Origin of the sequence: Bacteroides sp., from assembly GCF_030151085.1 — a bacterium.
Classification (GTDB): domain Bacteria; phylum Bacteroidota; class Bacteroidia; order Bacteroidales; family Bacteroidaceae; genus Bacteroides.
In genome coordinates, this window is sequence record NZ_JASLER010000094.1 from 12,730 (window position 1) to 37,317 (window position 24,588).

The window sequence follows — 24,588 nt, forward strand, 5'->3', positions numbered from 1 at the left end:
CTAATAATTTAAGCCAATATGAAAGCTACAAAAATATTAATAGCAATGCTCACTTCAGCCTTCATTGTGACTGCATGTGACCCTATTGAAGATGAAGATTTACGCGATAAATATGTCACTGATGCCGGAAGTCCTATCACCAAAGAGGCTTTACAATCCGCCATATCCGTTACTCAACCATTCTCCAATCAGGACGGAGTAGTGAAGGGAGACCAATATGTCGTTCTTAAAAATTCGCGTCCGGACATCGGCGGCAGCTGGCACTTACAGTGGGGTGCCAATGAAAAGACGATAGTCACCGATCATGATACACTGATTTATGAATCAAATGGAGATTTCCAGATTTACTATGTAGGAATATCAGCGAATAAGATTGTCCAGACCGATCCTGTGAATATTAGTGTTACGAATGTATTCGACGAGTGGTCTACTTATTTCACTAATGCAGTCGACAAAAGTGATAAATCTGCAAAGAAAACATGGAAGTTCCGCGAAGTCAGTTGGGGTTCTGTCTGCAACATGGGTGCACATGGCGGTTGGAAATATACAAGTGCTGGTTATACTCCGGAATCTAATTTTATGTGGTGGGCTAATGTTACTGCCGCAGAAGCAGGAGATCAGTCAATGGTGTTCGAATTCAATGGAAACAAAATGACTACCTATGATGCCAAAGGCAATTTAAAAGCCGAAGGGACTTTCTCTTTCACGCACGACAATCCTGAAGAAGGTGTACTTGGAGAACTGATAACCTCTATCCCCACTATCGGAGGCGAGTTTGACGACAATGGACAAAAGGCCGGCAGTAATAAATTCTGGCTATTAACCTTGGATAATAATTATATTACTATCTATCATCCGAGTACATACAGTGGTGGTGTCGATTGGGATGATAGTGGCTGGTATGCTTACTTCAAATCCGAAACCGATTCCGAATAAGAGCCTATGAAAAAAATAATATTCCTCGTCATTACTACTGTCTTACTATTTACCGCATGTCATAATGACGACTACACTCCCGGGCTTCAAGCCCCGGGAGATGAAAGCGGTGATACAGAAATGGCAGAGCAGATAGACGGACGCATTGCTTTGGGCTATGTCACTTATTATGGTACCTCCATACCCGATGCCAAATATCTGACTCACATCAACTATGCTTTTGCCGAACTTTACATCAAAGAGGGAGTTTATCAAAAATTCAGTTTACAAGGTGACAAAGCACGCTTTGACAAAGTAAAAGGCATCAAGAGTAAGTACCCTCACGTAAAGATATTACTATCTTTTACCAATAGCGTTTCCAACTCGGACAATGGTCAGGATGGAGGTTTCTCGGCTTTGGCCAAAAATCCGGCAATGCGTAAGCAATTTGCACAAGACTGTAAGGACTTTGTAAGAAGCGAAGGCATTGATGGTATCGACATCGACTGGGAATTTCCCGGTATGAGCTTTGGAAGCAATGCCTACGATGAATTGGTTGATGTAGATAACTTTACTCTATTAATGAAAGAGTTACGGGAAACTTTGGGTCATTCCATCTTGCTGACCTATGCAGGTTACTGCATGGATAAACAGCCTCAGGGAGAAGGCTACAAATACATCGATGTAAAAGCTGTAGACCCTTATGTAGATTTCGTCAATATCATGACCTATGATTTGGCAAGTGCACCGCAGCACCAATCGGCACTAAACAAACCGAGTGCATATTGGGACTGCAAACGCTCTGTAGATGAATATTTGAACGCCGGTGTATCTGCTGGCAAATTAGTGCTAGGCATTCCTTTCTATGGAAGAGCGAACTTCAATTCCGGTGGCAGCATCAATTACAGGGATCTTCTCAATCTGAGTAAAAATGACGGTTATGTTATTGACAACTGGGATGGAGAAGGAGAAGTTCCATACGTTACCAAGAATGGCGTATTTTACTGTGGTTACGACAACCCACGTAGTATTGCAGCTAAAGGGCAATGGTTGTTACAACTCGGAATGAAAGGTATGATGGCTTGGGATTATGATGCCGATGACAATATAGGTACGCTCCGCAGAGCACTATGGAATGCTGTTATGAAAAAATAATTAACTTAACACATCTTTTTTAGGAGGTTATTTCGCAAATATGGGTAAGGGTAATTTTGTAAGCGATCTTCATTCAACACAGAAATACTGCCGGAATAACCTCCTTCCTATTAACATACCCACTTAAACCTTTTTTCATTTAAGTTGTTGAAAGCACATTCACCAAAACCTAACTTAAATGAAAACAATCTTAAAAACAATGATGCTGATGTGCGGCATCGGTCTATCAACTACAGCTTACGCTCAAAAGAATGTAGTTATTGATGACGAGTCTTCTAACGGCATTGTCATGGTCACCATCGACAAAGCTGGTGACGAAATCATCCGTATCATGAATGAATCGCAATTGTCTTACATTCATGACCCGAAAGCCCCTCGCTTCTTGTTGATGGACAAGCAAGGAAAATTCGCTTTAGGTATCGGCGGTTATGTACGTGCCACCGGCGAATATGACTTTGGCGGTATTGTAGATAATATCGACTTTATTCCTGCTTACATTCCAAACAGTAGTAAAATCAAAAACCAGTTCCAGATGGATGCCAGCACAGCCACTATCTTCTTAAAACTGGTTGGACACACCAGACTGCTAGGTGATTTTGTTGTCTATACTGCCGGTAACTTCCGGGGCGGAAACAAAACTTTCCAACTGCGCAATGCCTACATGTCATTCCGCAACATCACAGTGGGATACAATTATGGTGGTTTCATGGACTTAGGTGCCCTTCCTTCTACCATCGACTTCCAAGGTCCTAACGGTGCCACATTCTATCGTGCCACACAATTGGCATACACCTACAAAGGATTAAAGAACTTCCGTTTCAACGCTTCTATCGAAGCACCTGTCGTAGACGGTACAACCAACAACCAACTCAACATTGCCCAGCAACGCATGCCGGACTTTACAGCGTATGCACAATATGGCTGGAACAACAGCAGTCACCTGCGCGTCGGAGGTATCGTTCGCAGCATGACTTATACCAGCACCGAAAGCGATAAAGCATCCAGCGTTACAGGATATGGTGTACAAGCCTCTACAACTTTCAATATGGGTAAGAAATGGCAGGTATTCGGTCAGGTTAATTATGGAAAAGGTATCGGTCAATATCTGAATGATATCAGTAATCTGAATGTAGACATCGTACCCAATCCTGAGAAAGACGGTAAGATGCAGGCATTGCCTATGTTAGGCTGGTATGCAGGATTGCAGTATAACCTCTGTTCTAAAATATTCTTCTCCACCACTTATAGTATGTCACGTCTTTATTCGGACAACGGTTATCCTAATAACGAACCAAGCACTTATCGCTATGGACAATATCTGGTAACCAATATGTTCTGGAACGTAACTCCGAACATGCAGGTAGGTGCTGAATACTTGCGCGGCTGGCGTACAAACTTCGACAACTCAACGAATCATGCCAACCGTTTTAATTTATTGGTTCAGTATTCGTTCTAAATTCAATAGGTCGTAATTAAAATAGAAAAAGCCGCCTCAACACAATGTTTGAGACGGCTTTCTCCTTTATAAAAGGATTGTGAATTTAGAATCTATAATCAAGACTTACACCGAATACCTTGTTGGTACGGCTATATACATTCGTACCAGGCAATCCGGTACCATTATAGTTTTTAGAAGTTTTAGTATAATCTTCATAGTTGGTCCACATATAACCGACATTCAGATTGGCTCTTTCACTTAACATCACCTTTGCTCCGAAACCCAGTGTATAGGAATCACAAGAAAAGCTGGTATCACTCTGAAAGTCGTCCGACAATCCGTAATCTGTAATCTGACCACCACAGCTTAATGTCAGTCTTTTGATTACATCCCATTCGATACCCATCAAATATTCGTTCGTTCCTTTTGTCAAGTATTTCTGCTTGTTACCGGCCATTCCCGCATTTTTGTCATCATAGAAGTGATATTCTACTGATGCACGCAATACTGGAAGAAACTCGTATGCAGCCGCCACAGAAAGCATAGAAGGGATGTCATTAGGAGTATTCACACCATGCTTGAAAGGATCCAATGCGCTTGTTTCCGCTGTTGATTCAATATTCTTTGTATTGTTTTCAATATTCAGGTTCGTCTTGAACTCATATTTAGCACCAATATTCAATTTGCCTAACTTGGCATCCACACCGATAACAGGAGTAAATCCCCAACCGGTCTGATCGCAATCCAATGCTAAATGCATCAATTCGCCACCACCAAAGTTCTGTTTCAATTTGGCATCCAAAAAGCCTACATAACCACCGCTAAAATAGTTCATGCGTCCACCTGCAAAAGCAGCAAGCCAATCATTTATTTTATAAGTCAGTCCTAACTGCAAAGCATAGATATATTGTTTACCATCCATAGCGCTGTTAATGTCGTACATGCCGGGAGTAGCGAGAGCAGGGCTTTGCCCGGTCAGATATTTCGGAATACTACCTTGGAAGATACCTGCCATAGCTATCGATTCGAACATAGGCAGACCATCATCAAACGAAGCCTTTCCACCACCACCGGTGATACCAAAGAAACCCGAGATAGTCCAATCACCTTTCTTATAGGCAGCAAATACACTGGGAATAACAGGCGCAGCAGCTTTTCCCTTATAATATTTATTAAACGGATTTGGAGATGCGGTAGGTATCGGTTTCCCATCTACAATAACCGGTTTTCCATCTTCACCCATGGTTAATCCATTATATGTCATAAAGCTGGCATCAATATTTCTCGTTTGGAATGCACTCTGAATACTCACAGAGACATGGAAACCATCATTCGGCAAAAAAGCCAAACCTGCTGGATTAGACAGAGCACCATCTATCTCAGTAGTAGCACCACGAGACAACATGCGAAGAAAAGCAGCATGTTGATTTGTATTCGTCAAGAGACCTCCCGCAAAAGTTGGAATTGAAACGATCAGCATCACAATGCCAATCAACGAAATTTTTCTCATCTAAATCTTTTTTAATTGTTTTCGGGCGCAAAGTTACAACAATACAGCACACAAAAAAGCATTTTGTGCAGAAAATAGCAAGGCGAGAATACATTAATTGAAAATTTCAATTGTTTCTAGTGAAACAAACTAACACCACAACTTCTATATATGACAACTTATACTAAGCAATTTCCTCGCTACTTTTAAAGATTTTCCTCGCCACGATTAAGGAAAAAGATAACTAAAGCTTATTCTTTCCACCATGGAGAAAGTTTCGTTCCATCACGAGGAAAGTTTCATTCCACCGTGGTGGAAAGAAAAGTACCCCATGGTGGAAAGATATAAACTTAGGTAGCAAACAAACTAATGTTAGGCAGGAAGAACAATAATCTTAGCCACAAAAAAACTTATCTTCTCTTTCGAAGTGAACTTTATAAACCTTGCGCTTGTTTTTTCTTATTGAGTATTACTCTAAAATTATAGAATTATGGCATCATACACCATCGCATTTTTTGGAAGCAAGCCTTATGACGAGGCATCATTCAATGAAAAGAATAAGGAATTCGATTTTGAACTTCGTTATTATAAAGGTCATCTCAACAAGCATAACGTTATATTAACTCAAGGCGTACATGCAGTCTGTATTTTCGTAAACGACACGGCTGATGCCGAAGTAATCCGACTCATGGCAGCCAATGGCGTCAAACTTCTGGCATTACGATGTGCAGGGTATAATAATGTAGACTTGCAAGCAGCAACCGAAAACGGCATAACCGTAGTTCGTGTTCCTGCTTACTCCCCCTACGCTGTGGCAGAATATACCGTTGCCCTCATGTTGTCGCTAAACCGGAAAATTCCACGTGCCACCTGGCGTACCCGTGACGGCAATTTCTCACTCCACGGATTATTAGGTTTTGATATGCATGGTAAAACGGCAGGTATCATCGGCACCGGAAAAATCGCCAAAAAGCTTATCAATATCTTACGGGGATTCGGTATGAACATTCTGGCTTATGACCTCTACCCCGACTATAATTTTGCTCGTGAGAACCAGGTTGTTTATACTTCTTTAGACGAGCTTTATCACAGTTCGGACATCATTTCCCTGCACTGCCCGTTGACGGAACAGACCAAATATCTCATTAATGACTATTCCATCAGTAAAATGAAAGACGGCGTGATGATTATCAATACCGGACGTGGACAACTGATTCATACCAATGCACTGATAGAAGGTTTAAAAAACAAGAAAATCGGCTCAGCAGGACTGGATGTATACGAAGAAGAAAGTGAGTATTTTTATGAAGACCAGTCCGATAAGATTATTGATGATGATACACTGGCCCGCCTACTATCATTCAATAACGTAATCGTCACTTCGCACCAGGCATTCTTCACTCGTGAAGCGTTGGCTAATATTGCGTCAACTACTTTGCAAAACATCAAAGACTTCATGAACCACAAACCTTTAGATAATGAAGTAAAGCATTAAAAATTAAACTTTACTGCTATAGAACTGTTATTCAAAGATAAACTATTAATAAAGGAATATTGAATCATGAAAAAGGTATTAGACAAAGCAGAAAGTCGGGGACGTTCCCTTTATGACTGGCTGGACAGCCATCATACATTCAGTTTTGATGAATATTATAATCCACGCCGCATGAATTTCGGTGCTTTGCGCGTGCTCAATGACGACCGTATAGCACCGGGCAAAGGCTTCGGAACTCATCCACATAAGAATATGGAAATCATCTCCATACCTCTAAAGGGAAAACTAAAGCATGGAGACAGCCATCAGAATAGCCGCGTTATTACCGTAGGAGACATCCAAACAATGAGTGCCGGTACAGGTATTTACCACAGCGAAATGAATGGCAGTGAAACAGAATCTGCAGAATTCCTGCAAATCTGGATAATGCCGGAAAAACTGGGTACCCCTCCTGTATATAAGGATTATGATATCCGCCCATTCCTGCATAAAAATAAGATGTCGCTAATAGTGTCCCCCGATAATGACGCACCGGCTCGGCTACAGCAACAGACCTGGTTCTCCATCGGTGAAATAGAAGCGGGTAAGAAGATTGAATATCATCTGCATCAGTCACATGGAGGTGTCTACATTTTCCTCATAGAGGGTGAAGTTAAAGTGGACGATACCGTGCTTTCACGCCGTGACGGCTTAGGAGTATACGAAACGCACAGTTTTGAATTGGAAACATTTAAAGACTCTCATATACTCTTTATCGAGGTTCCAATGTAAACCTTTGACATAAAATAACAGCTTAAACGGAAGTTTGTGTAGCGTTTTTCGTAATATTGCGCTATAATTTAATCTGTATATGAAACTTGATTATATATATCATAGCGGTTTCGCGATTGAAGCGGACGGTGTGACGGTCATTATCGATTACTATAAAGACTCTTCGGAAGAGGTTTATAATAAAGGTATCGTCCATGACTATCTCTTGGAAAAACCGGGCATACTCTACGTGCTGTGCTCTCATTTCCACCCCGACCACTTTAACCGCGAAATTCTTTCTTGGAAAGCCCTTCGCCCCGATATTCGGTACATTTTCTCCAAAGATATCCTAAAGCATCGTCGCGCTTCGGCAGAAGATGCCCTATTCATCAACAAAGGTGATATCTATGAAGATGAGAATATTCGAATCGAAGCATTCGGCTCTACCGACGTGGGTATCTCTTTCCTTATCGATTTACAAGGCAAACGCCTGTTCCATGCCGGTGACCTGAATAATTGGCATTGGAGCGAAGAGTCTACTCCCGAAGAAATACGTAAAGCTGAAGGCGACTTCCTTGCAGAAGTAAAAACACTGCAACAAATAGCTCCTTCGGTAGACCTAGCTATGTTTCCCGTAGATAGCCGTATCGGAAAAGACTACATGCGCGGAGCAGAACAATTCGTAGAACGGATAAAAACCGCTATCTTTGTACCGATGCACTTCAGTGAGGATTATCAGGGAGGCGACGCTTTCCGGCAATTTGCTGAAAGCAAAGGGTGCCGCTTCCTCTCCATTACACACCGGGGGCAAAGTTTCAACATTGACAATCAATAATTAATCATTTAATAAGGCATACTATTATGAAAAAATTGACACAACTTCTATTTGCTCTTTTTTGTTTCTGCCTGCCCGCTATGCTGCAAGCACAAGATAAAGATAAAGATGATAGTGAGTATTTGGTCGGGGCCGTCCCCGAAGTAGATGGTAAAGTAGTATTTACCAAAGAATTCAGCATCCCGGGAATGTCACAGGATGAAATCTACCAACGTGTACTGGGCTGGATGGAAGCACGTCTGAAAAAGAATGAAAACAATAGCCGTGTAGTTTACTCCGACAAAGAGAAAGGACAAATTGTTGGTACGGGTGACGAATGGATCGTTTTCAGTTCGAGCGCATTGTCATTAGACCGCACTAAAATAACTTATCAACTCACAGTTAACTGCCAACCTGAGAAGTGTACTTTTGAAGTTGAAAAAGTACGTTTCAGCTATCGTGAAGGAAAAGAAAAATATACTGCCGAAGAATGGATTGTAGACAAGTATGCGCTAAACAAAGCGCAAGATAAACTAGTACGTGGTCTTGCTAAATGGCGTAGAAAAACAGTTGATTTTGTAGACGATTTATCTCAAGGAGTTGCCGAAGCACTTAGCGCAAGCACTGCAAAAGCTCCCGTAGAAGAGAAAAAAGAAGAAAAGAAAGTAGAAAAAACAGTAGTCGCTTCCGGTCCTATCGTAATCACTCCGAAGCAACAAGTAACTGTAGAATCTCCGAAGGTTCAAGTATCAGCTCCGGCACAACAAGCACCAGCAGCAACGGTTGTTATTCCGGCTACTCCGCTCACTCCGGCAACTAAGGTTGAGCCAGCTACAACTACACCGGCTGCTGTCAATCAGGCACAAGGTTACAAGCAAGTAGCTCCGGCACAGCTCTCTGCTGATGCCATCCAAACAGGTGCAGGAAAACTGGTTATCGTGATTGGTGAAGAACCGTTCAATATGACCATGATGACCGCAAACGCTGGTGGTTCATTAGGTAAAGTTAGTGGTAAGCCAGTAATATTTAGCATCTTATCACCAGACCAACCGTATGAACAAATAGAAAAAGCAGAAAAATATACCATACGCTTCTACCCTACAGGTCAGAACGAACCTTCTGTCATTCTGGAATGCAAAAAGCTCCCTTCACCTGCTGCTATGGAAGGTATGCCGCGTACATACGTAGGCGAAATCCTGAAAGCAATGGTAAAATAAAGTGTACTAACAATTAATAACCAGTAAAGTGGAAATAAAAAGTAAATTTGATCATTTCAATATCAATGTCACCAATCTGGAACGTAGCATTGCATTCTACGAAAAAGCATTGGGACTGAAAGAACACCATAGGAAAGAGTCGACTGACGGCTCTTTCACCTTGGTTTATCTTACGGACGGAAGCACAGGTTTCTTATTGGAACTGACTTGTCTAAGAGATCATTCCCAAGCTTACGAATTGGGAGAAAATGAAAGCCACCTCTGCTTCCGTGTAGCCGGTGACTATGATGCCATACGCCAATATCACAAAGAAAATGGGTGGGTATGTTTCGAAAATAAAGCCATGGGGTTGTATTTCATCAATGATCCGGATGATTATTGGATAGAGGTTCTCCCGGTAAAATAATAACTTTCAACTGAATAAAATGAGTATAGAAGAAGCTATGATGGGCGGCATTGTTTTCAAAGGCAAAAAAGACAAGCCTAAAGAAGAAGACAAAGTAAAGACCAAAGCCAAAAAGAAAACTTACATCACCGGGCAGCATGGTTCCGGTGCAGCCAAAATGAAGGCGGAAATCCGTCGGAAACGTGCCAATAGACATAAAAAATAATGATTAGTACCAATTTATTGTCCGCTGACAAAGATCCGATGGGGGCTGCTATAGCCGACTATTTTAAACGTCATAGAGCCGACCGCTTACGGGTTTTCTCTTCGCAATTTGACGAAGATGAGATCCCTGTTAAAGAGTTGTTCCGTGCAGAAAAGCAGATGCCTTTGCTTGAACGTACAGCTCTCAGCATGGCAACAGGTAAAATATTGGATGTCGGTGCCGGAAGTGGTTGTCATACTCTCGCTCTTCAAGAGGCGAGAAAAGAGGTACATGCTATTGATATATCCCCACTCTCTGTAGAAGTAATGGAACAACGAGGCGTACGAAACGTTTCTCAAACCAATCTCTTTGACGAACGATTTTACGACACCTACGATACCATTTTGATGTTGATGAACGGTTCCGGAATTATTGGAAAATTGGAGAATCTACCGACTTTCTTCAAGAAAATGAAGCAACTGCTCTGTCCGGGGGGCTGCATCCTAATGGACTCTAGCGACTTAAGCTATTTGTTTGAAGAAGAGGATGGAAGTATCGTCATAGACCTTGCCGGTGATTATTACGGTGAAGTTGATTTCCAGATGCAGTACAAAGACATCAAAGGAGATTCATTCGACTGGTTATATATCGACTTCCAAACCCTGAGCCTTTATGCCACAGAAAATGGATTTAAAGCAGAATTAGTAAAAGAGGGAAAACATTATGACTATCTCGCTAAATTGACTCTTCAATAAACGGAGATACTGCTTCAATAGAAATGCCCCAAAAGTTTTATAATTAATTTTTGGGGCATTTCTAATTTATTTTGCAAGCAATTGGTCTATCTTCGCCACTAATCCGGAAAACTCTTCAGGGTTATATAAGCGGGTCAAAAATACAATGCGTCCGTCTCTATCAATTAACACATTACGAGTTATACCAGCCTTGCGCAAAGCATACTTGGCAAAAATATCGGCACCGGGATCCAGCCCTAACGGATAAGTCACCCCGGTCGATTTACCAAAAGCTATTACTTTATCTAATGGCTCGTCACGGTCAATACCTATCAACATGAAATCCGGATTTGATTTGTTTTTCAACCAAATATCTTTCTCAATGAATGGCATCTCCTTGCGGCAAACACCACACCAGCTTGCCGTAAATTGCAACATCACTACCTTACCACGAAGTTCTGAAAGGGTGACGCTCTTACCATCGGTCAATTTCACTGTAAAATCGGGAGCCATCTCTCCTACTTTCACAATATAGCCTGTATCATCGGCTTCTTGTGCCATACCTGCCATGCTCACTAAAGCAAAGAGGCATAAAATCATAATTTTTACTTGTTTCATCTTACTTAATCTTAATTATATGCATTAATAAAGAAAATCCCTACACTGCATTACCTTACAAAGATAATAATTTCATTTATTCTGTCAATACGAAGAATATGAATTCAATAAGCAATTATTCTTAAAAACTACTTGTCGCTCCACCGCCTCCACTACGTCCACCGCCAAAGCTACCGCTACGACTGCCGCCACTGCTATGACTATGCCCGCCACTACTGCTGCTACTGCTTCGTACTTTACGTGGAATCGTTTGTTTAGCTTGCTTTTTATCACCACACATCTGGCAAACGTAATCTGCAACTTCCAAACCATTGTCGGAATATGTCGGCTCTTTAATTGTTTTCCACGAACCGACCTGCTTACGAGCAATAGTATGGCACTGATTACACATCCTATACTCACTTGTTACGGTAGAATTATATCGCAATGTCCATTCGCAAGAGCTACACCGATAGATACGATGGATGGCAGATTTCAGTTGGTTTTCCATACGTTCAGAAGTTGATAACAATGGCTCTGCAAGCTCATCGGACAAAAGTTGTAAAGCCACAGCTTTGCAGGAATCGCAAGTTTCACTTTGCAAAATAACACGTCGGTACTGGCAGTATTTATACCATAACGATACTATAAAAAGAGCAGGCCAAATAGGGAAAAAGAGAATGAGACATCCACACCCAAAAGGTTTATAATGTGTCAGGACATGGATTGCCGCCGCCGCTGAGTTGTTTTTAGGGCGAGCTCCATTTGCCATGACGAAGCCAACAATTACATTCAGTAGAATCAAGACTATCCAAAATATAAGATACAGTATAAATGGTATATCTGTTAGGAAATCCCTAAATGTCTCGCCAATCCTCTCCCAATGAATACCCCAAGTATCTTGAGAAGCAGACTCATAATCACTTCCATAAAGTGTCAACGTTACAGCCTGAACTCCTTGCACCATTCCTTCATCAAAGTTTCCCTCTTTAAACCAAGGCACCATTGCTTTTTGCTGAATACGAAAACATAATGCATCGGGCAACACTCCTTCCAAACCATATCCGGTTTCAAAAGTGACTGTTCTCTGATCGAGCACTAAGAGAATCAGTAATCCGTTATCGTCTGCCTTCTTACCTACTCCCCAATGCTCAAAAAGTTTGTGGGCAAACTCGGTCGGAGTATTTTCACCAATGGACGGAAGCGCAACAACAGCTACTTCAATACTTAATGAATCCTCCAACTGAGCCAACATCTTATTCACTTTTTCCACACAGCTTTGATCAAGTATTTGATTCGGATTACTAACCCAGTTGAAAACACTTTCATTACGAGGATTAGGAACATCTGCTACATTATAAATATTTAATAATTGTTCAAACCCTAATGGGAAGACTGAACAATTACTACCAAATGTACAGCAGAAAATAAGAAATATTATCCGGACAGTTATCACGTAGTCTTTTTGTGTCTTATCTTTCATTACTGTATTATTATAGGATCTTTCTTTTGACATATTTTTATTTGCAACAAAGATAGCATATCGTAGATGATAAAAGAGGTTAATTAGGCAAAATAAGATATAAGAAGGTTATATTTCATTTATCTTTATCCCCTAATTTTAAATTAAGTTAACCCTTAAAATATTTTTTATGAAACAGAGAAAACCGTTTTCTTTCCTTTTGGGATTGATATCGATTATGTTTCTTTATTCGCCGATAGTTGTAGCACAATCTTTGTCTGTTACAGGTAAGGTTATCGATAAAAACAGCCAGGAACCTATTGTGGGTGTCAGCGTTTTAATTGAGGGAACAACCACCGGTATAATTACTGATATAGATGGTCAGTTTGTACTTAATAATGTTCCGGTCGCTGCAAATTTAGTTATATCCTATATTGGATATGCCACACAGACACTTTCCGTTAAAGGTAAAACAAATTTCAACGTAGCATTAGTCGAAGAATCCGAAATTTTGAACGAAGTTGTCGTTGTAGGTTATGGCGTACAAAAGAAAGTAAACCTAACCGGTGCTGTTTACTCCGTAAAAGGAAATGCATTTGAACGTCGACCGATAGCTGATGCCACACAGAGTTTACAAGGTATAGTACCAGGGCTGATGGTCACTAACTCAAGCGCCGGACGTCCGGGTTCTACCGGAACATTGACTTTACGTGGACAAGGTAACTTAAACAACAATGCCAATCCTTACATTTTAGTGGATGGTGTGGAAATGAGTCTTTCGGATGTGAATCCCAATGATATTGAAAGTATTTCTGTATTAAAGGATGCTGCCGCTTGCGCCATCTACGGTGCACGTGCTGCTTACGGTGTTATCTTGGTGACTACCAAGAAAGGTGAAGATGGCAAAATGCGCATCAACTATCAGGGAAATGTGGGGTGGAGCGCACCTACCATATTGCCGGACATGGTCAACTCTTATGAATTTGCCAAGTTTTGGAATGCCGGATGTACCAATACAGGTACTCCCCGCTTGTATAGCGATGAGAAAATGGCATTATTGCAACAATACGTGAAAGATCCGAGTAGTGTAGACCCTTGGTTTGAACTTCCTAAAGACGCAAATATGAACCCTGCTTTTGAAAATTCAGAGTTAGGAGTTGGCAATACAAATTATTTCGACCTTCATTATAAAGATTGGGCATTCAAGCAGAATCATAACGTCAGTTTAAGTGGTGGTGGTAAAAAAGCACAATACTATGTTTCCGGAGGTTATTATTCGGAAGAAGGTGCTCTCCGTTATGCCAATATGGATTTCAGCCGTTATAATTTCGCTTCGAATATAACTTCTCAAATCACGGATTGGTTAAAGTTGAAGGCAAATACCAAATTCATGCATTCAGATAACAACACTCCCTTTGGGGACGGTGGGCTTAGCGAAGGTTTCTATCATTCATTAGCACGTTTCCGTCCAACGGTATCGCCTGTAGACCCGAACGGTAATTTTACAGAATTAAGTTTGATTCCTTATTTGCAGAGTGGCACATATACCAATAGCCAACGTGATCGCTTCAACTTGATTACCGGCTTAGAGATTCAACCTTTAAAGAACTGGTTTATCTTCTTCGACTACACTTATGAAATGATAAACGACGAATATGAGGCATTGAATATGAGTCCCCTTATCTATGGAGCAGACGGAGTTAGTACTTCAAAGGGAGTACGTGCTGAGATAGGTGTGTATCCTGATGGTAAATTTACCCGCAGTTACGGACGTACCCGTTATCAGTCCATCAACTTATACACAAATTACCTTTTTACGTTGGCAGATACTCATAACTTCACATTAATGGGAGGTTATCAGGAAGAAGACAACTCATATAGTTATATGAAGAACTCAACCACCGGGCTCTATTCTACTTCGAATCCTAACTTGGGAATGGGTGAGGGTGACAAAACTGTAGTGGATACCCGTAATGGCTGGGCTACCCGCGGCTTCTTCGGTCGTATCAATTATGACTATGACGGACGTTATCTTGTGGAGGTTAACGGACGTTATGATGGCTCTTCCCGTTTCGCTAAAAACAACCGTTGGGGATTCTTCCCATCGGCATCGTTGGGGTGGAATATTGTTCGTGAGAAATTCATGATGCCGATAACTAATGTCGTTTCTAACTTGAAACTTCGCGCTTCTTACGGTTTGCTTGGTAATCAGGCAGGTGCCGAACTTTACACATTTGCTGCCACAATAGACTTGAACGATCAGGGTTTGGGAAAATATATATTCGCTGATGGTCGTCACACCTATTCTAAAGCACCAAGAGTCGTGAATCCAAATACCACTTGGGAAAAAGTAGAAAGTAGAAACATTGGTCTGGACTTCGGATTCTTCAGTAATGCACTGACAGGTTCGTTCGACGTATATCAACGTGATACAAAAGACATGCTAGGTCCTGCTGTAGACTTTCCCGACTTCTTTGGTGCGAAAGCCCCCGATACCAATAATGCCAGCATGCGTAATCGTGGTTGGGAATTGGTATTGAACTATTATGGAAGAATTGGAAAAGATATCGAATATACCATCGGCGGATCACTTTCGGATGCAACTGCCGTGGTTACAGCCTATGAAGGTGGTAATACAAATCCCAAAGAAAACTGGTATAAAGGTAAGAAAGTCGGTGAAATTTGGGGATTCCGTGCCGATGGTTTAATACAGACCCAAGAAGAAGCCGACGAATATAACCAAGCTTATGATCTGACTTTTATTAGTGGCAAAGCCTGGACTCCGGGTGACGTGAAATACCGCAACCTGGACGGTAATAATAAGATTGACAACGGGCTCAATACACTTGATGATATGGGTGACATGACTGTAATAGGTAATACCACCCCCCGATATCAATATACCGTCAATGGCTCAATCAGTTGGAAGGGTCTGACGATTAGCGCTATGTTCCAAGGTGTGGGCAAACGCGATTGGAATCCCAATGGAACTTACTTCTGGGGAAGTGATTCTTATGCGCAAGTAACTGTTTTCAAAGAACATTTGGATTACTGGAGCGAAACAAACAAGGACGCTTACTATCCGAAACCCTATATTCATACACTTAATGGTGTAATCCCTTTTTCAAACAAGACAAAAACCACCAGCGACAGGTATCTTCAAAATGCCGCTTATTGCCGTCTGAAGAATCTGACTATCAGCTATAATCTACCGGCTGCATGGATGAAAAAGATAGGCTTACACAAAACACAGGTATACTTTTCAGGTGAAAACCTGTTGACATTCACCCCACTAAAAGGTATGTTCGATCCTGAAGCCGTCTTCACCAAAAATAGTTCCACTTGGGATGAAGCAGGGAAAAACTATCCTGTTAACAAAGTGATATCTTTCGGTTTAGTTGTTGACTTATAATTAGATAATCAAATGAAGAAAATAAATATAGTATTAGGTATAGTAGTTTTATTCAACCTTACTGCCTGTTTTGACCTGAATAAAATGCCCGAAGGCGTACTTTCTGCTGAAAACCCGTTTCAAACAATCGGAGAAATAAGAATATATTTGGATCAGTTCTATGAAGATGGTTTGCGTCTTCAAGATTTTGATACCGGTGGTGGAAGATTCATCGCCGGAGCAGATACCCATAGCGATAATATGACATCCAGTTCAGTAAGCACCCTTTTAGCAGGTGAAACAAGCCTCAGCAGTGCTGTCAAGTTAGAAAACTATACGCAAATTCGCAACTTAAATTTCTTACTGAACAATTTAAATAATTGTACCGAAAAAGGTACTACTCTCTTTAACCACTATGTAGGTGAAACTTATTATTTTCGTGCATGGTATTACTATCAGATGTTTGTAAACTACGGACAACTGACGTGGGTAAATACTCCGCTGGACCCTAATATGGAGGCAATGAAATTACCACGTGCCAATCGTACAGTTATTGCTGATAGTATTTTGGCCGATTTAGATAAAGCAGTAATGTACCTCACTACTGAAAATAGTTGTGCCGAAATGCGTATACACAAGGATGTAGCATGTGCCTTGAAAAGTGAAGTAGCACTTTTTGAAGGAACTTGGGAAAGATATCACAAAGCTAAGAACGACAAATTCTTCGATCCAACCGTGACCGATGAAAAGATTCAAAACTATCTGACGCAAGCTGCCGTTGCCGCCAAAGAAGTGATGGATCGCGGTGTATGGAAAATCTATAATACCGGTGAAAAGCAGAATGACTATCGCCAGCTCTTCCAAACAACTAATTTATCGAGTAATCCTGAAGTACTTTGGTTCAAACAGTATGATGGCGACCAGATAGGTAACAACGTGGACCGTTACTTAAACCAAGGTGGCGGTGGTGTGGGTGTTGATGCTTCTTTAGTCGATGATTATCTAACCATTGACGGCAAGCCATTCATCGGCGAACAACGTATCGAAGCAAAGAAGATTTTCGGTAACGAACTACAACCCACTTTGCGTGACCCACGTTTGGGACAAACTGTTTGTATGCCAGGGCAACAACTTCGTCCAGATGATAAGGCGCCTTACTATCAAGTTCCGCCGCTAATTGGTAGCTCTGCTTATAACCAGAATATGACTGGCTATTCTTTGTTGAAACATGTTCAAATTGATTATACCGGCAGTCTGGATGGCTTGGATAAAGGTGCTACACCTGCTATTCAGTTCCGTTATGCAGATATTCTGCTAAATTATGCCGAGGCTTTGGCTGAATTAGATGGTGCTACCAATGCACTAAAAATCATCGAAGCTTTACAACCTTTGCGCGACCGTGTAGGAATGCCGGCTGTAGATTTTGACCGCGAATATAATACAGAAGCCGATTATGCTTTCCGTACCCTGAATAAATATATTCAGGCGGTACGCCGGGAACGCCGCATTGAAAAAGCGTGTGAAGGACGACGGAAGGAAGATATCTTCCGTTGGGCTGCTGCTGACGAACTGATTGTAGGGAAATGGTCGAAAGGCGCCCTCTTTATCGGCAGCAATCTGGAAAATCATCCTGCGTATGGTGGTAAATTAGTTTATGACAAGGCTTCCGGAAATAATCTTGCCTTAAGTGGTAAACCGGGTGATGCGCTTCGTTACATTGTCCCGCTAAGTACAGCCGAATATAAAGATGGATGGAAATTTAAGGTGGACCGTGATTATCTCTTGCCCATTCAACCCCGCATGTTAAGCGAGGAGATGACAGGTGGTCAATGGAAGCAAAATCCAGGATGGTAAACTTTGATCCAAGCTCGAAGGAGTTTCCGGCTCACACTACTGTGCTGATTCAACAAGAGGGATTGTAAACCAGAACGTACTTCCTTCACCTAACTCGGATTCCACACCAATCTTTCCGTGCAGGTGTTCGATGATCGTTTGACTGATCGACAAACCTAACCCAGTCCCTTGGGTGAAGGAATCGCATTTGGCAAAACGTTCGAATACGCGGGACATATTCTCGGCAGAGATGCCTTTTCCGGTATCTTTAACATAGAAATAGAGCCCCTCATTCACAGGTTTATATCCTACATGAATGGAACCTTGCATTGTAAATTTACAGGCGTTTGTCAAGAAATTCGTTATTACTTGGGTCAGCCGGTTCTTTTCGGAATAAATCACAAAAGGTTGTTCCGGAACTTCACAATACAAAGCCACCCCTTGCTTAAGCCGAAGCTTGAACATTTGTTCTATATTATGGAAAAGGGTGGACACATTAAATTCTGTATAATTAAACTCCATTTGATTGGCTTCTATTGTGGATAGGTCCAAGATATCATTCACTAATTGTAGCAACAGTTCATTGTTTGTCTCAATAAGCTGACAAAACTCCTCTGTTTCCTCGTTAGGGGACATCTGAGCAATCAAACTGGAAAAGCCAACAATTGCATTTAATGGAGTACGGATCTCATGGCTCATATTGGCAATGAAAGCCGATTTCAACCGATTAGCCTCTTCCGCCTTTTCCTTGTCCCTCAACTCCAGTTCCATTTTTTTGCGTTGATTGATAAGCACTGTTCCACCGGTCAGAAGAACAGGGGTTCCATGGGGATCTCTGGCACCGATTGTAGCAAACACCTCAATCCAGACATAACTACCGTCTCCCTTATTCGACAAGAAACGTACTTCCTCATCTATGGCTTCTATTTCGCCGTGGATTAGCTTCTGGATATCATCTTTAAACTTATCGACTTCATCCGGATGTACACCTGCATATGCTTCTTCGGCTGTGACGTTAAATGAATCGTTTAGTTCTTTATTCCAGACTAACCTTTCCGTCATATATAGATTATTACATTCGAGTACCTGGGTTTGAAGATCCCATGTCCAAGTCAACATGCGACTGGCTTTTAATACAAGCTGATATCTATTACTCAATTCCTGTGCTTTAAGAGCCGTTTTCAACTTTTGCCTCTGAACAATATAGCGTACACGGAGAACCAGTATCATAGTTAGTAAAGCAAGAATTATAGCAGTACTGATAATATGTACTTTGTATTTCTCGAAAAATGAAGGAGGAGCTTGGAAATAGGTTGCATTTCCAGGATATAAGTTAGGGTTGATGTTATGTTGCAATAAATGTTGATAGTTTAAATATAATTTTGCCGTATTGATCTGAGGTGGGGAAATATCTTTTGGAGCCTTCCCATTCAAAACCTCTTGAAGGGTACGTTCTACAGTTTCTTGATAAGATTCTGAGGATATATAATAACCTCCGGCAAAATTACCGGACTCCATAGGAAAGTCCTGAATGATGTAAACAGGAGGAACAGAAAAACTGTTGGTCATTTTTTGTACATTATCACTCAGGTAATTGTTATCGTCATCTTCCTTCATCCTATACCAAGAGTTATAGATAAGACCTGTACTAGTATCTAAAGAAGATAAGACATCCAATAGTTGTTCTGTAGTAAGCGTTCCGGTAGATAGAGATTCAAATTGCATTTCAGGAAAATATTTTTCGACTGCTTCCCGTACCGCATCCCGGTTTCTAACGCCAGCATAACGTTGATCATGAATAAAAGCGATCTTATTTAATGCAGGTTGAAGTTCTTGCATCGCTTCGATTGTTTTCTTTATAAGAAGAGGATATTCGATATATGTGATGTTATATCCTTTGGTCATTTGACCGGTGGAAATTAACGTGTCCTTGTCTGTTCTGTAGCGTGGTATCAAAGACTTCTCATTCTTATACATAACATCTCTGGCGTAGCAAATGATAGTCGGGGCTCCTTTCCATTCTTTATCGAACAGGGGTTTAGTAACCAGCCAAGCCGGATCTCCCAAACATACAACAACATCAGGGGGTATAGGATAGGTAGTGCGCAGCTTTTCTCTTTTCTCTTCGAAATCATCGACCGAAATAGCACCCGGTGTTTGCAAAGCGATACCGTCAACCGTATATCCCTTCTTCCCAAAGTTGTCTTTTATATATTGAAAGGTCTGTTTTGTACCACTGTCTTCGAAATTTATGGCACTCAGAACAACAATGTGTTTATCTGGATTCCTTTGTTGCGCATTGGCTAACCCGGGATAAATGCAGAATAATAGTAACAGAACTAAAAGGTGCTTTTTCATCTTTGCAGGCTATAGAATCGTCATTGTCCATTTTTTATTTTATCACTGCGCAAATATATGAATTAGAGTTTAATAATCTTACATTAGTGCCATAATAAAATTGGGAGTTTTTCAAATAATACTTCTTCTGCCACAAAAGACAAATGTACCTAAAAGCAAAAAGGATTAGAAATTTACTTTCTAATCCTTTTTTACTATTGGAGGTTCCTGGCGGATTTTAAACCACCAAGACAATTCCTTTATTTCCAAACGATTAGAATCTCTTTAGCTTCGTTACTGTAAAACAATTGTAAAACAAATATTTTGTTTAAATTACTCTGTATACAATAAAAGGTGCTTAAATTAGAAGCATATAATCAGTATTCTCTTAATTTTCCTTCTTTCTTATAACTTTTATTTTTAGCTCCTTGATAAAATTTTGCATTGTAATAATTGGAAGTGAGAAATCTGAAAGAGTTGTTCCCTTAGTCTGCTCATATAGGACTCCTCTAATAGTCCCAATAGTAGTATCTAACATTTTTAAAACTACTTGCATCTGCATTATTTGTATACTTTCCTTTGTTAGACTAAAGATAGATTCAAAATCCTTAGCTGCAAAAGATATAACAACCGCAATAGGAGAGCTAATTGCAGTATCCTCAGAGCTATTATAGAATACAGCTTTTATCTTTATAGCAAAACTTCTTTCATCTAAATTGATAAATAATGTGGGAGATAACTGTAACGTTACATCTTCATTCTCTTCAACCTCTTTAAAAAAAGAAATTTTAGCTTCAGAACTATTTATATTTAAAATCAATAATTCTCCTTCTTTTTTAGCATCAAGTACTTCCATCTATATAATTGGTATATTACTATTTCTGATTACATATTGATCTGAAGCCAAGAAATTCCTTATCCTATGCTTATCTTTACAAAAATCTTCTTCAAAGAAATCATCATCTGATAAAAGGTTTTGTGGAATCTCAATAGATTCATACCATTCTATTTTTGTATTACTATATTCCTTTTTAAGATAACATACTTCTTCTTCACAAATCTTCATCCATTCTCTAAGACTTAAATAAGAATTTAGATAAGATATTACATCATCTTTACTAACATAAAAAAAGAGCCATGAAGAATAATTATCTCTTTTGTAAGCAGCCAAAGACAAAAGTAACATTTTTTCATTTATGTCATAATACAAAGAAAGAAATGGAGTACCATAGCACTGCAAATCTCCAACTTTTCGGAATCCCAAAAAGCTTTTGCTATCTACAATTTTCCATTCATACTTCATCTTCTAATATTTTTTTTGTTCCAAAGTCTTGATCTAGACACTTATCAAAATCAAATTTTCTTTTTAGGATAACATTGACATGCCCCCTTTTGTTCTCTTTTCCAACAAGCGCATCCTCTGCTGTTAAATTAAATCTTGAGACATAAAGACCACACCGATCTATAAATTCAGCTTTATGTCCAGATGACGAATCATTCAATTCTTGCTTATCTTTTTTATCAAGCCTATTCAGAACACCGTTATATGCAATTCTAGATGCTTCCTCACTAGTATACATTGAAACCGTATTCCGTTCAACTCGTTCTTCTACAGTTGGTTCTAACCCCAAGGCATCATCCTCTTCTTTTTTCAAATAATACTGTGGGACAAGATCACTTGGCTTTGTCGGTGCTTTAGTCCATCTATATAAAGCCTGAGTAGGTTCAGAGAAATTTGAATTTATATATTCCTCACATCCATTTAAATCATCCTGATATAAATATACATCTTTTTCCTCAAGAATGATTTTTTTCTTTGGCTTCTTATGTTTTTTTTTCTTTGGCTGAGTCACAATTAATACATTTTAGAATGCAAATATACAAACTACAATGAAATCATGCTAGTACTAATATCATTTATTTGCTAAGTGGGCTTGTCTTTTCTTGAAAACGATCATCCAAGAAGTGCTTACTTTAAGTAAGCAATAGATAATTCACTATGTCACCATTACAGATTCTATATTTTTTATCAAAGTCCTCGTGAAAGCTTATGCTTCTTAAGCCATTATAGACAAATACTTCTGCAAGGCAACCATCTCTGCTTCAACAACCAACTTTTGAAAGTCTTCCGCCAAATCATCCGTGTGTGACTTTTCCAATGCCTTGTAATAGTTAATTTTAGCATCATTACTACCTTTCAGGGTAATAATAACGTAACCATTGCGAAGAAGGTATAAGTTCATCAACAGTCGGGAAGTACGACCATTGCCGTCAATGAATGGATGAATACGCACTAGTTCATCATGCAAGTAAGCAGCTACGAGTACAGGATGCACCTTTTCTTCTTCCATTTGTCGAAAACGGAGCATGAAATCTTCCATCTGCTTCTCTATCAGATAAGGTTGTGGGGGCATATGCGTACTACCTGAAATCATAACGGGAACCGTACGATACCTTCCGGCATTCTCACGATCTATTCCATGAAGAATAAGGGCGTGTATCTCTTTGATGGTACGCTCGCTTATCTCTATGTCCTGTTTGGCAATATCCTTAATATAATTGATGGCTTCGGTATGATTGATAGCTTCCAAGTGCTCACGCATTGACTTTCCTGAAATCGTAACACCTTCGTTTACAACAAGGGCAGTTTCCTGCAAGGTAAGCGTATTCCCTTCTATACGGTTACTTTCATAGGTATATTCAATGTCCAAAGCATCTTGAATCTTTTTCAAGGCTTCTTCGGGAAGTGGGCGCAAAGAGGATAGTTGCTCTTTGAGAACATCTATTTCATTCAGTAATTCCTTCATATCTTCATTCATGGTTACTCTATTTCTTTAATTCGTTCCACTTGCTTATTCAGAAAGTAATCGGCATAAGGAGAATAATTGCCCGTTTCATAAAAGGCAATCAGCCCTTTTCTGTAGTTCAGTATATCGGCATCTTTGGAGGAATAGACAGGGATAATGTCAGCATTCATCAAAGCGATGCTTTCCACCATTCGGGAAGTACGTTTGTTGCCATCAATGAAAGGTTGCAACTTAGCTATGTTACAATGGAGATAAACAGCCCGTTCCAATGGATTGGTATATTGCTCCTGCTGATAAAGTATTTCATTCAACTTAGCCCGAATATCGTGTAAGTCCTTCGGGGGAATGTATTCCGTACCACTGATACGGACGGCTCTTGTTCTTAAATAGCCTGATTCTTCATCGGAAACCAAGCCAGTAGATATAGATTGATGTACTCTGAACAAAGTACGCTCATCTATCACTTCTTGATTCTTCCCTTTATTGATATACTCCACTTCGGAAATAAAAGTATTATATAGGTTTTTCAGCATCTTGGCATCTTCATACTTCTTTTCGGAAGTAATACCATCTTTGAGCAATGCTTCTGTTTCCACGTAAGTATAGGTATTACCTTCAATCTTACCTGAATAGTAACACCACACCACTGCCAAATCTTTTATTTCATTAGAGCGCAAATCCGATAGCTTAGCCAAAGGATGATTCAAAATGAATTGCGCTTTTTCCTGCTGTTCCTTATTAAATATCTGTTCCATACTTATAAAACAATTGTAGCCTATGGTTAGATTTTATTGTTCCCTATAATACTTTTCCCTTCATAATACTTAACCCTACCTTTCAGTTCATCAATATCCTTCCTGATAGAATCAGTAACAGGAATATTGTGCTTATCCAAAAAAGACATAAGTTTCTGTAGTTCTTCCTGTACTTCCATCTTTCGGATGCCATAGTAGTAGGTAGATGTAAAGTCGAACTCATCTTTAGACATCAATACCCTTGCCACATCTTTCGGGGTGGTTTTATCTGTTATCGTAATCTCCGATTCTAATAAAGAGGAAATGTATTTCAAATCCGCAGCATCAGGACTATACTGTTTCTTTAGTACATCAAAGTAAGAATTAAACTTTTGTTCTTTGGCATCCCATTCGAGTTTTACCATTCCAAAGCCATGAATTGAATAGGCTATTACCTTTTTCAGTAATCCTTCCAACTCTTCCTTATTGATACATATACCATTAGTAGTATCAGTAGAGTAGTTATCAAAGAAATAGGCAGGCTCTACAGCAAAGTATTGAGCCATAGTCAGCAGCGTATCTATCTTGGTAGAGTTCGCTTTGATGATTTTGTGCAAACTCTGCTCCGTCATACCCAGTTCGATGGCAGCCTGTTTCATTGTTACGTTTTTCTTTTCGCACAACTCTTTTATTCTTTCAAGATGAACCATAAGATTGTATTTAAAAGTTAAATACTAAACAATTAGTTTAGCTTTAAATATATTCTTTCTATATTTGCAGCCACAAAGATAAGAAATAAAATTTAGTTCTAATAATATAAACGAAAATTC

At 40.0% G+C, this 24,588-nt stretch carries 22 protein-coding genes and 1 pseudogene; 12 read left to right on the plus strand and 11 right to left on the minus strand.

The window, feature by feature from the left end:
• The first annotated feature begins 18 nt into the window (after positions 1–18).
• From Q1W14_RS20285 to Q1W14_RS20295, 3 genes are all read left to right on the plus strand, one after another.
• Positions 19–936, plus strand: coding sequence for a hypothetical protein (locus tag Q1W14_RS20285; RefSeq protein WP_300704499.1), 918 nt, complete (start codon positions 19–21; stop codon positions 934–936).
• Positions 937–942: 6 nt separating this feature from the next.
• Positions 943–2,070 carry a glycosyl hydrolase family 18 protein gene (locus Q1W14_RS20290; protein WP_300704500.1) on the plus strand — a complete coding sequence of 376 codons (1,128 nt, stop codon included), beginning with the start codon at positions 943–945 and terminating at the stop codon, positions 2,068–2,070.
• Positions 2,071–2,248: 178 nt separating this feature from the next.
• Positions 2,249–3,526 carry a DcaP family trimeric outer membrane transporter gene (locus Q1W14_RS20295; RefSeq protein ID WP_300704501.1) on the plus strand — a complete coding sequence of 426 codons (1,278 nt, stop codon included), beginning with the start codon at positions 2,249–2,251 and terminating at the stop codon, positions 3,524–3,526.
• 85 nt (positions 3,527–3,611) lie between these two features.
• On the opposite strand, the gene Q1W14_RS20300 is transcribed toward Q1W14_RS20295, so the two are convergent.
• Entirely contained in the window at positions 3,612–5,018 is a 1,407-nt protein-coding gene (locus Q1W14_RS20300; protein WP_300704503.1) for an outer membrane beta-barrel protein, read from the minus strand.
• Between the two features lie 469 nt (positions 5,019–5,487).
• On the opposite strand from Q1W14_RS20300, the gene Q1W14_RS20305 reads away from it, so the two are divergent.
• The 7 genes from Q1W14_RS20305 to Q1W14_RS20335 all read left to right on the plus strand — a co-directional run bounded on the left by Q1W14_RS20305 (position 5,488) and on the right by Q1W14_RS20335 (position 10,618).
• Positions 5,488–6,492: a 2-hydroxyacid dehydrogenase gene (locus Q1W14_RS20305; protein WP_300704505.1), complete on the plus strand. Its 1,005-nt coding sequence runs from the start codon at positions 5,488–5,490 to the stop codon at positions 6,490–6,492.
• A 66-nt stretch (positions 6,493–6,558) separates the two neighbouring features.
• Positions 6,559–7,263 (plus strand): pirin family protein, encoded by a 705-nt coding sequence (locus Q1W14_RS20310; RefSeq protein WP_300704507.1) that lies wholly within the window; start codon positions 6,559–6,561, stop codon positions 7,261–7,263.
• 79 nt (positions 7,264–7,342) lie between these two features.
• The gene (locus Q1W14_RS20315; protein ID WP_300704509.1) at positions 7,343–8,077 is read left to right on the plus strand and encodes an MBL fold metallo-hydrolase; all 735 of its coding nucleotides are present in this window, start codon (positions 7,343–7,345) and stop codon (positions 8,075–8,077) included.
• A gap of 26 nt (positions 8,078–8,103) precedes the next feature.
• On the plus strand, positions 8,104–9,273 hold the full coding sequence (locus tag Q1W14_RS20320) for a DUF4468 domain-containing protein (protein WP_300704511.1): 1,170 nt from the start codon (positions 8,104–8,106) through the stop codon (positions 9,271–9,273).
• Positions 9,274–9,301: 28 nt separating this feature from the next.
• A complete protein-coding gene (locus Q1W14_RS20325) occupies positions 9,302–9,679 on the plus strand; it encodes a VOC family protein (protein ID WP_300704513.1) in 378 nt (125 codons plus the stop codon).
• A 19-nt stretch (positions 9,680–9,698) separates the two neighbouring features.
• Positions 9,699–9,884 carry a hypothetical protein gene (locus Q1W14_RS20330; RefSeq protein ID WP_300704515.1) on the plus strand — a complete coding sequence of 62 codons (186 nt, stop codon included), beginning with the start codon at positions 9,699–9,701 and terminating at the stop codon, positions 9,882–9,884.
• Positions 9,885–9,886: 2 nt separating this feature from the next.
• Positions 9,887–10,618, plus strand: coding sequence for a class I SAM-dependent methyltransferase (locus Q1W14_RS20335; RefSeq protein ID WP_300704645.1), 732 nt, complete (start codon positions 9,887–9,889; stop codon positions 10,616–10,618).
• A 66-nt stretch (positions 10,619–10,684) separates the two neighbouring features.
• Here Q1W14_RS20335 and Q1W14_RS20340 read toward each other — a convergent pair whose 3' ends face one another.
• The 3 genes and pseudogenes from Q1W14_RS20340 to Q1W14_RS22030 form a co-directional block, all read right to left on the minus strand.
• Positions 10,685–11,215: a TlpA disulfide reductase family protein gene (locus Q1W14_RS20340; RefSeq protein WP_300704517.1), complete on the minus strand. Its 531-nt coding sequence runs from the start codon at positions 11,213–11,215 to the stop codon at positions 10,685–10,687.
• A gap of 84 nt (positions 11,216–11,299) precedes the next feature.
• Entirely contained in the window at positions 11,300–11,527 is a 228-nt protein-coding gene (locus Q1W14_RS22025) for a DUF2613 family protein (RefSeq protein WP_366945770.1), read from the minus strand.
• A gap of 622 nt (positions 11,528–12,149) precedes the next feature.
• Positions 12,150–12,710, minus strand: a pseudogene (locus Q1W14_RS22030) (TPM domain-containing protein); the annotation flags it as partial.
• A gap of 136 nt (positions 12,711–12,846) precedes the next feature.
• Here Q1W14_RS22030 and Q1W14_RS20350 point away from each other — a divergent pair.
• Positions 12,847–16,068: a TonB-dependent receptor gene (locus Q1W14_RS20350; RefSeq protein WP_300704519.1), complete on the plus strand. Its 3,222-nt coding sequence runs from the start codon at positions 12,847–12,849 to the stop codon at positions 16,066–16,068.
• Positions 16,069–16,080: 12 nt separating this feature from the next.
• The gene (locus Q1W14_RS20355; RefSeq protein ID WP_300704521.1) at positions 16,081–17,901 is read left to right on the plus strand and encodes a RagB/SusD family nutrient uptake outer membrane protein; all 1,821 of its coding nucleotides are present in this window, start codon (positions 16,081–16,083) and stop codon (positions 17,899–17,901) included.
• Positions 17,902–17,937: 36 nt separating this feature from the next.
• Here Q1W14_RS20355 and Q1W14_RS20360 read toward each other — a convergent pair whose 3' ends face one another.
• From Q1W14_RS20360 to Q1W14_RS20390, 7 genes are all read right to left on the minus strand, one after another.
• The gene (locus Q1W14_RS20360; RefSeq protein WP_300704523.1) at positions 17,938–20,238 is read right to left on the minus strand and encodes an ATP-binding protein; all 2,301 of its coding nucleotides are present in this window, start codon (positions 20,236–20,238) and stop codon (positions 17,938–17,940) included.
• A 367-nt stretch (positions 20,239–20,605) separates the two neighbouring features.
• Positions 20,606–21,073 carry a hypothetical protein gene (locus tag Q1W14_RS20365; protein ID WP_300704525.1) on the minus strand — a complete coding sequence of 156 codons (468 nt, stop codon included), beginning with the start codon at positions 21,071–21,073 and terminating at the stop codon, positions 20,606–20,608.
• The gene (locus tag Q1W14_RS20370) at positions 21,074–21,520 is read right to left on the minus strand and encodes a hypothetical protein (RefSeq protein WP_300704527.1); all 447 of its coding nucleotides are present in this window, start codon (positions 21,518–21,520) and stop codon (positions 21,074–21,076) included.
• Entirely contained in the window at positions 21,510–22,070 is a 561-nt protein-coding gene (locus Q1W14_RS20375; RefSeq protein ID WP_300704529.1) for a hypothetical protein, read from the minus strand. Before Q1W14_RS20375 ends, Q1W14_RS20370 begins: the two co-directional genes overlap by 11 nt.
• Positions 22,071–22,274: 204 nt before the next feature.
• On the minus strand, positions 22,275–23,036 hold the full coding sequence (locus Q1W14_RS20380) for a Fic family protein (protein ID WP_300704530.1): 762 nt from the start codon (positions 23,034–23,036) through the stop codon (positions 22,275–22,277).
• 2 nt (positions 23,037–23,038) lie between these two features.
• Positions 23,039–23,779 carry a Fic family protein gene (locus Q1W14_RS20385; RefSeq protein ID WP_300704532.1) on the minus strand — a complete coding sequence of 247 codons (741 nt, stop codon included), beginning with the start codon at positions 23,777–23,779 and terminating at the stop codon, positions 23,039–23,041.
• Positions 23,780–23,805: 26 nt separating this feature from the next.
• The gene (locus tag Q1W14_RS20390; protein WP_300704534.1) at positions 23,806–24,468 is read right to left on the minus strand and encodes a helix-turn-helix transcriptional regulator; all 663 of its coding nucleotides are present in this window, start codon (positions 24,466–24,468) and stop codon (positions 23,806–23,808) included.
• Positions 24,469–24,588 lie beyond the last annotated feature (120 nt).

Coding starts and splice junctions, on each gene's coding strand:
- Q1W14_RS20285 (WP_300704499.1), top strand. CDS start 19: ATGAAAGCTACAAAAATATTAATAGCAATGCTCACTTCAGCCTTCATT.
- Q1W14_RS20290 (WP_300704500.1), top strand. CDS start 943: ATGAAAAAAATAATATTCCTCGTCATTACTACTGTCTTACTATTTACC.
- Q1W14_RS20295 (WP_300704501.1), top strand. CDS start 2,249: ATGAAAACAATCTTAAAAACAATGATGCTGATGTGCGGCATCGGTCTA.
- Q1W14_RS20300 (WP_300704503.1), bottom strand. CDS start 5,018: ATGAGAAAAATTTCGTTGATTGGCATTGTGATGCTGATCGTTTCAATT.
- Q1W14_RS20305 (WP_300704505.1), top strand. CDS start 5,488: ATGGCATCATACACCATCGCATTTTTTGGAAGCAAGCCTTATGACGAG.
- Q1W14_RS20310 (WP_300704507.1), top strand. CDS start 6,559: ATGAAAAAGGTATTAGACAAAGCAGAAAGTCGGGGACGTTCCCTTTAT.
- Q1W14_RS20315 (WP_300704509.1), top strand. CDS start 7,343: ATGAAACTTGATTATATATATCATAGCGGTTTCGCGATTGAAGCGGAC.
- Q1W14_RS20320 (WP_300704511.1), top strand. CDS start 8,104: ATGAAAAAATTGACACAACTTCTATTTGCTCTTTTTTGTTTCTGCCTG.
- Q1W14_RS20330 (WP_300704515.1), top strand. CDS start 9,699: ATGAGTATAGAAGAAGCTATGATGGGCGGCATTGTTTTCAAAGGCAAA.
- Q1W14_RS20340 (WP_300704517.1), bottom strand. CDS start 11,215: ATGAAACAAGTAAAAATTATGATTTTATGCCTCTTTGCTTTAGTGAGC.
- Q1W14_RS22025 (WP_366945770.1), bottom strand. CDS start 11,527: ATGGTTTGGAAGTTGCAGATTACGTTTGCCAGATGTGTGGTGATAAAA.
- Q1W14_RS20350 (WP_300704519.1), top strand. CDS start 12,847: ATGAAACAGAGAAAACCGTTTTCTTTCCTTTTGGGATTGATATCGATT.
- Q1W14_RS20355 (WP_300704521.1), top strand. CDS start 16,081: ATGAAGAAAATAAATATAGTATTAGGTATAGTAGTTTTATTCAACCTT.
- Q1W14_RS20360 (WP_300704523.1), bottom strand. CDS start 20,238: ATGAAAAAGCACCTTTTAGTTCTGTTACTATTATTCTGCATTTATCCC.
- Q1W14_RS20365 (WP_300704525.1), bottom strand. CDS start 21,073: ATGGAAGTACTTGATGCTAAAAAAGAAGGAGAATTATTGATTTTAAAT.
- Q1W14_RS20370 (WP_300704527.1), bottom strand. CDS start 21,520: ATGAAGTATGAATGGAAAATTGTAGATAGCAAAAGCTTTTTGGGATTC.
- Q1W14_RS20380 (WP_300704530.1), bottom strand. CDS start 23,036: ATGAATGAAGATATGAAGGAATTACTGAATGAAATAGATGTTCTCAAA.
- Q1W14_RS20385 (WP_300704532.1), bottom strand. CDS start 23,779: ATGGAACAGATATTTAATAAGGAACAGCAGGAAAAAGCGCAATTCATT.
- Q1W14_RS20390 (WP_300704534.1), bottom strand. CDS start 24,468: ATGGTTCATCTTGAAAGAATAAAAGAGTTGTGCGAAAAGAAAAACGTA.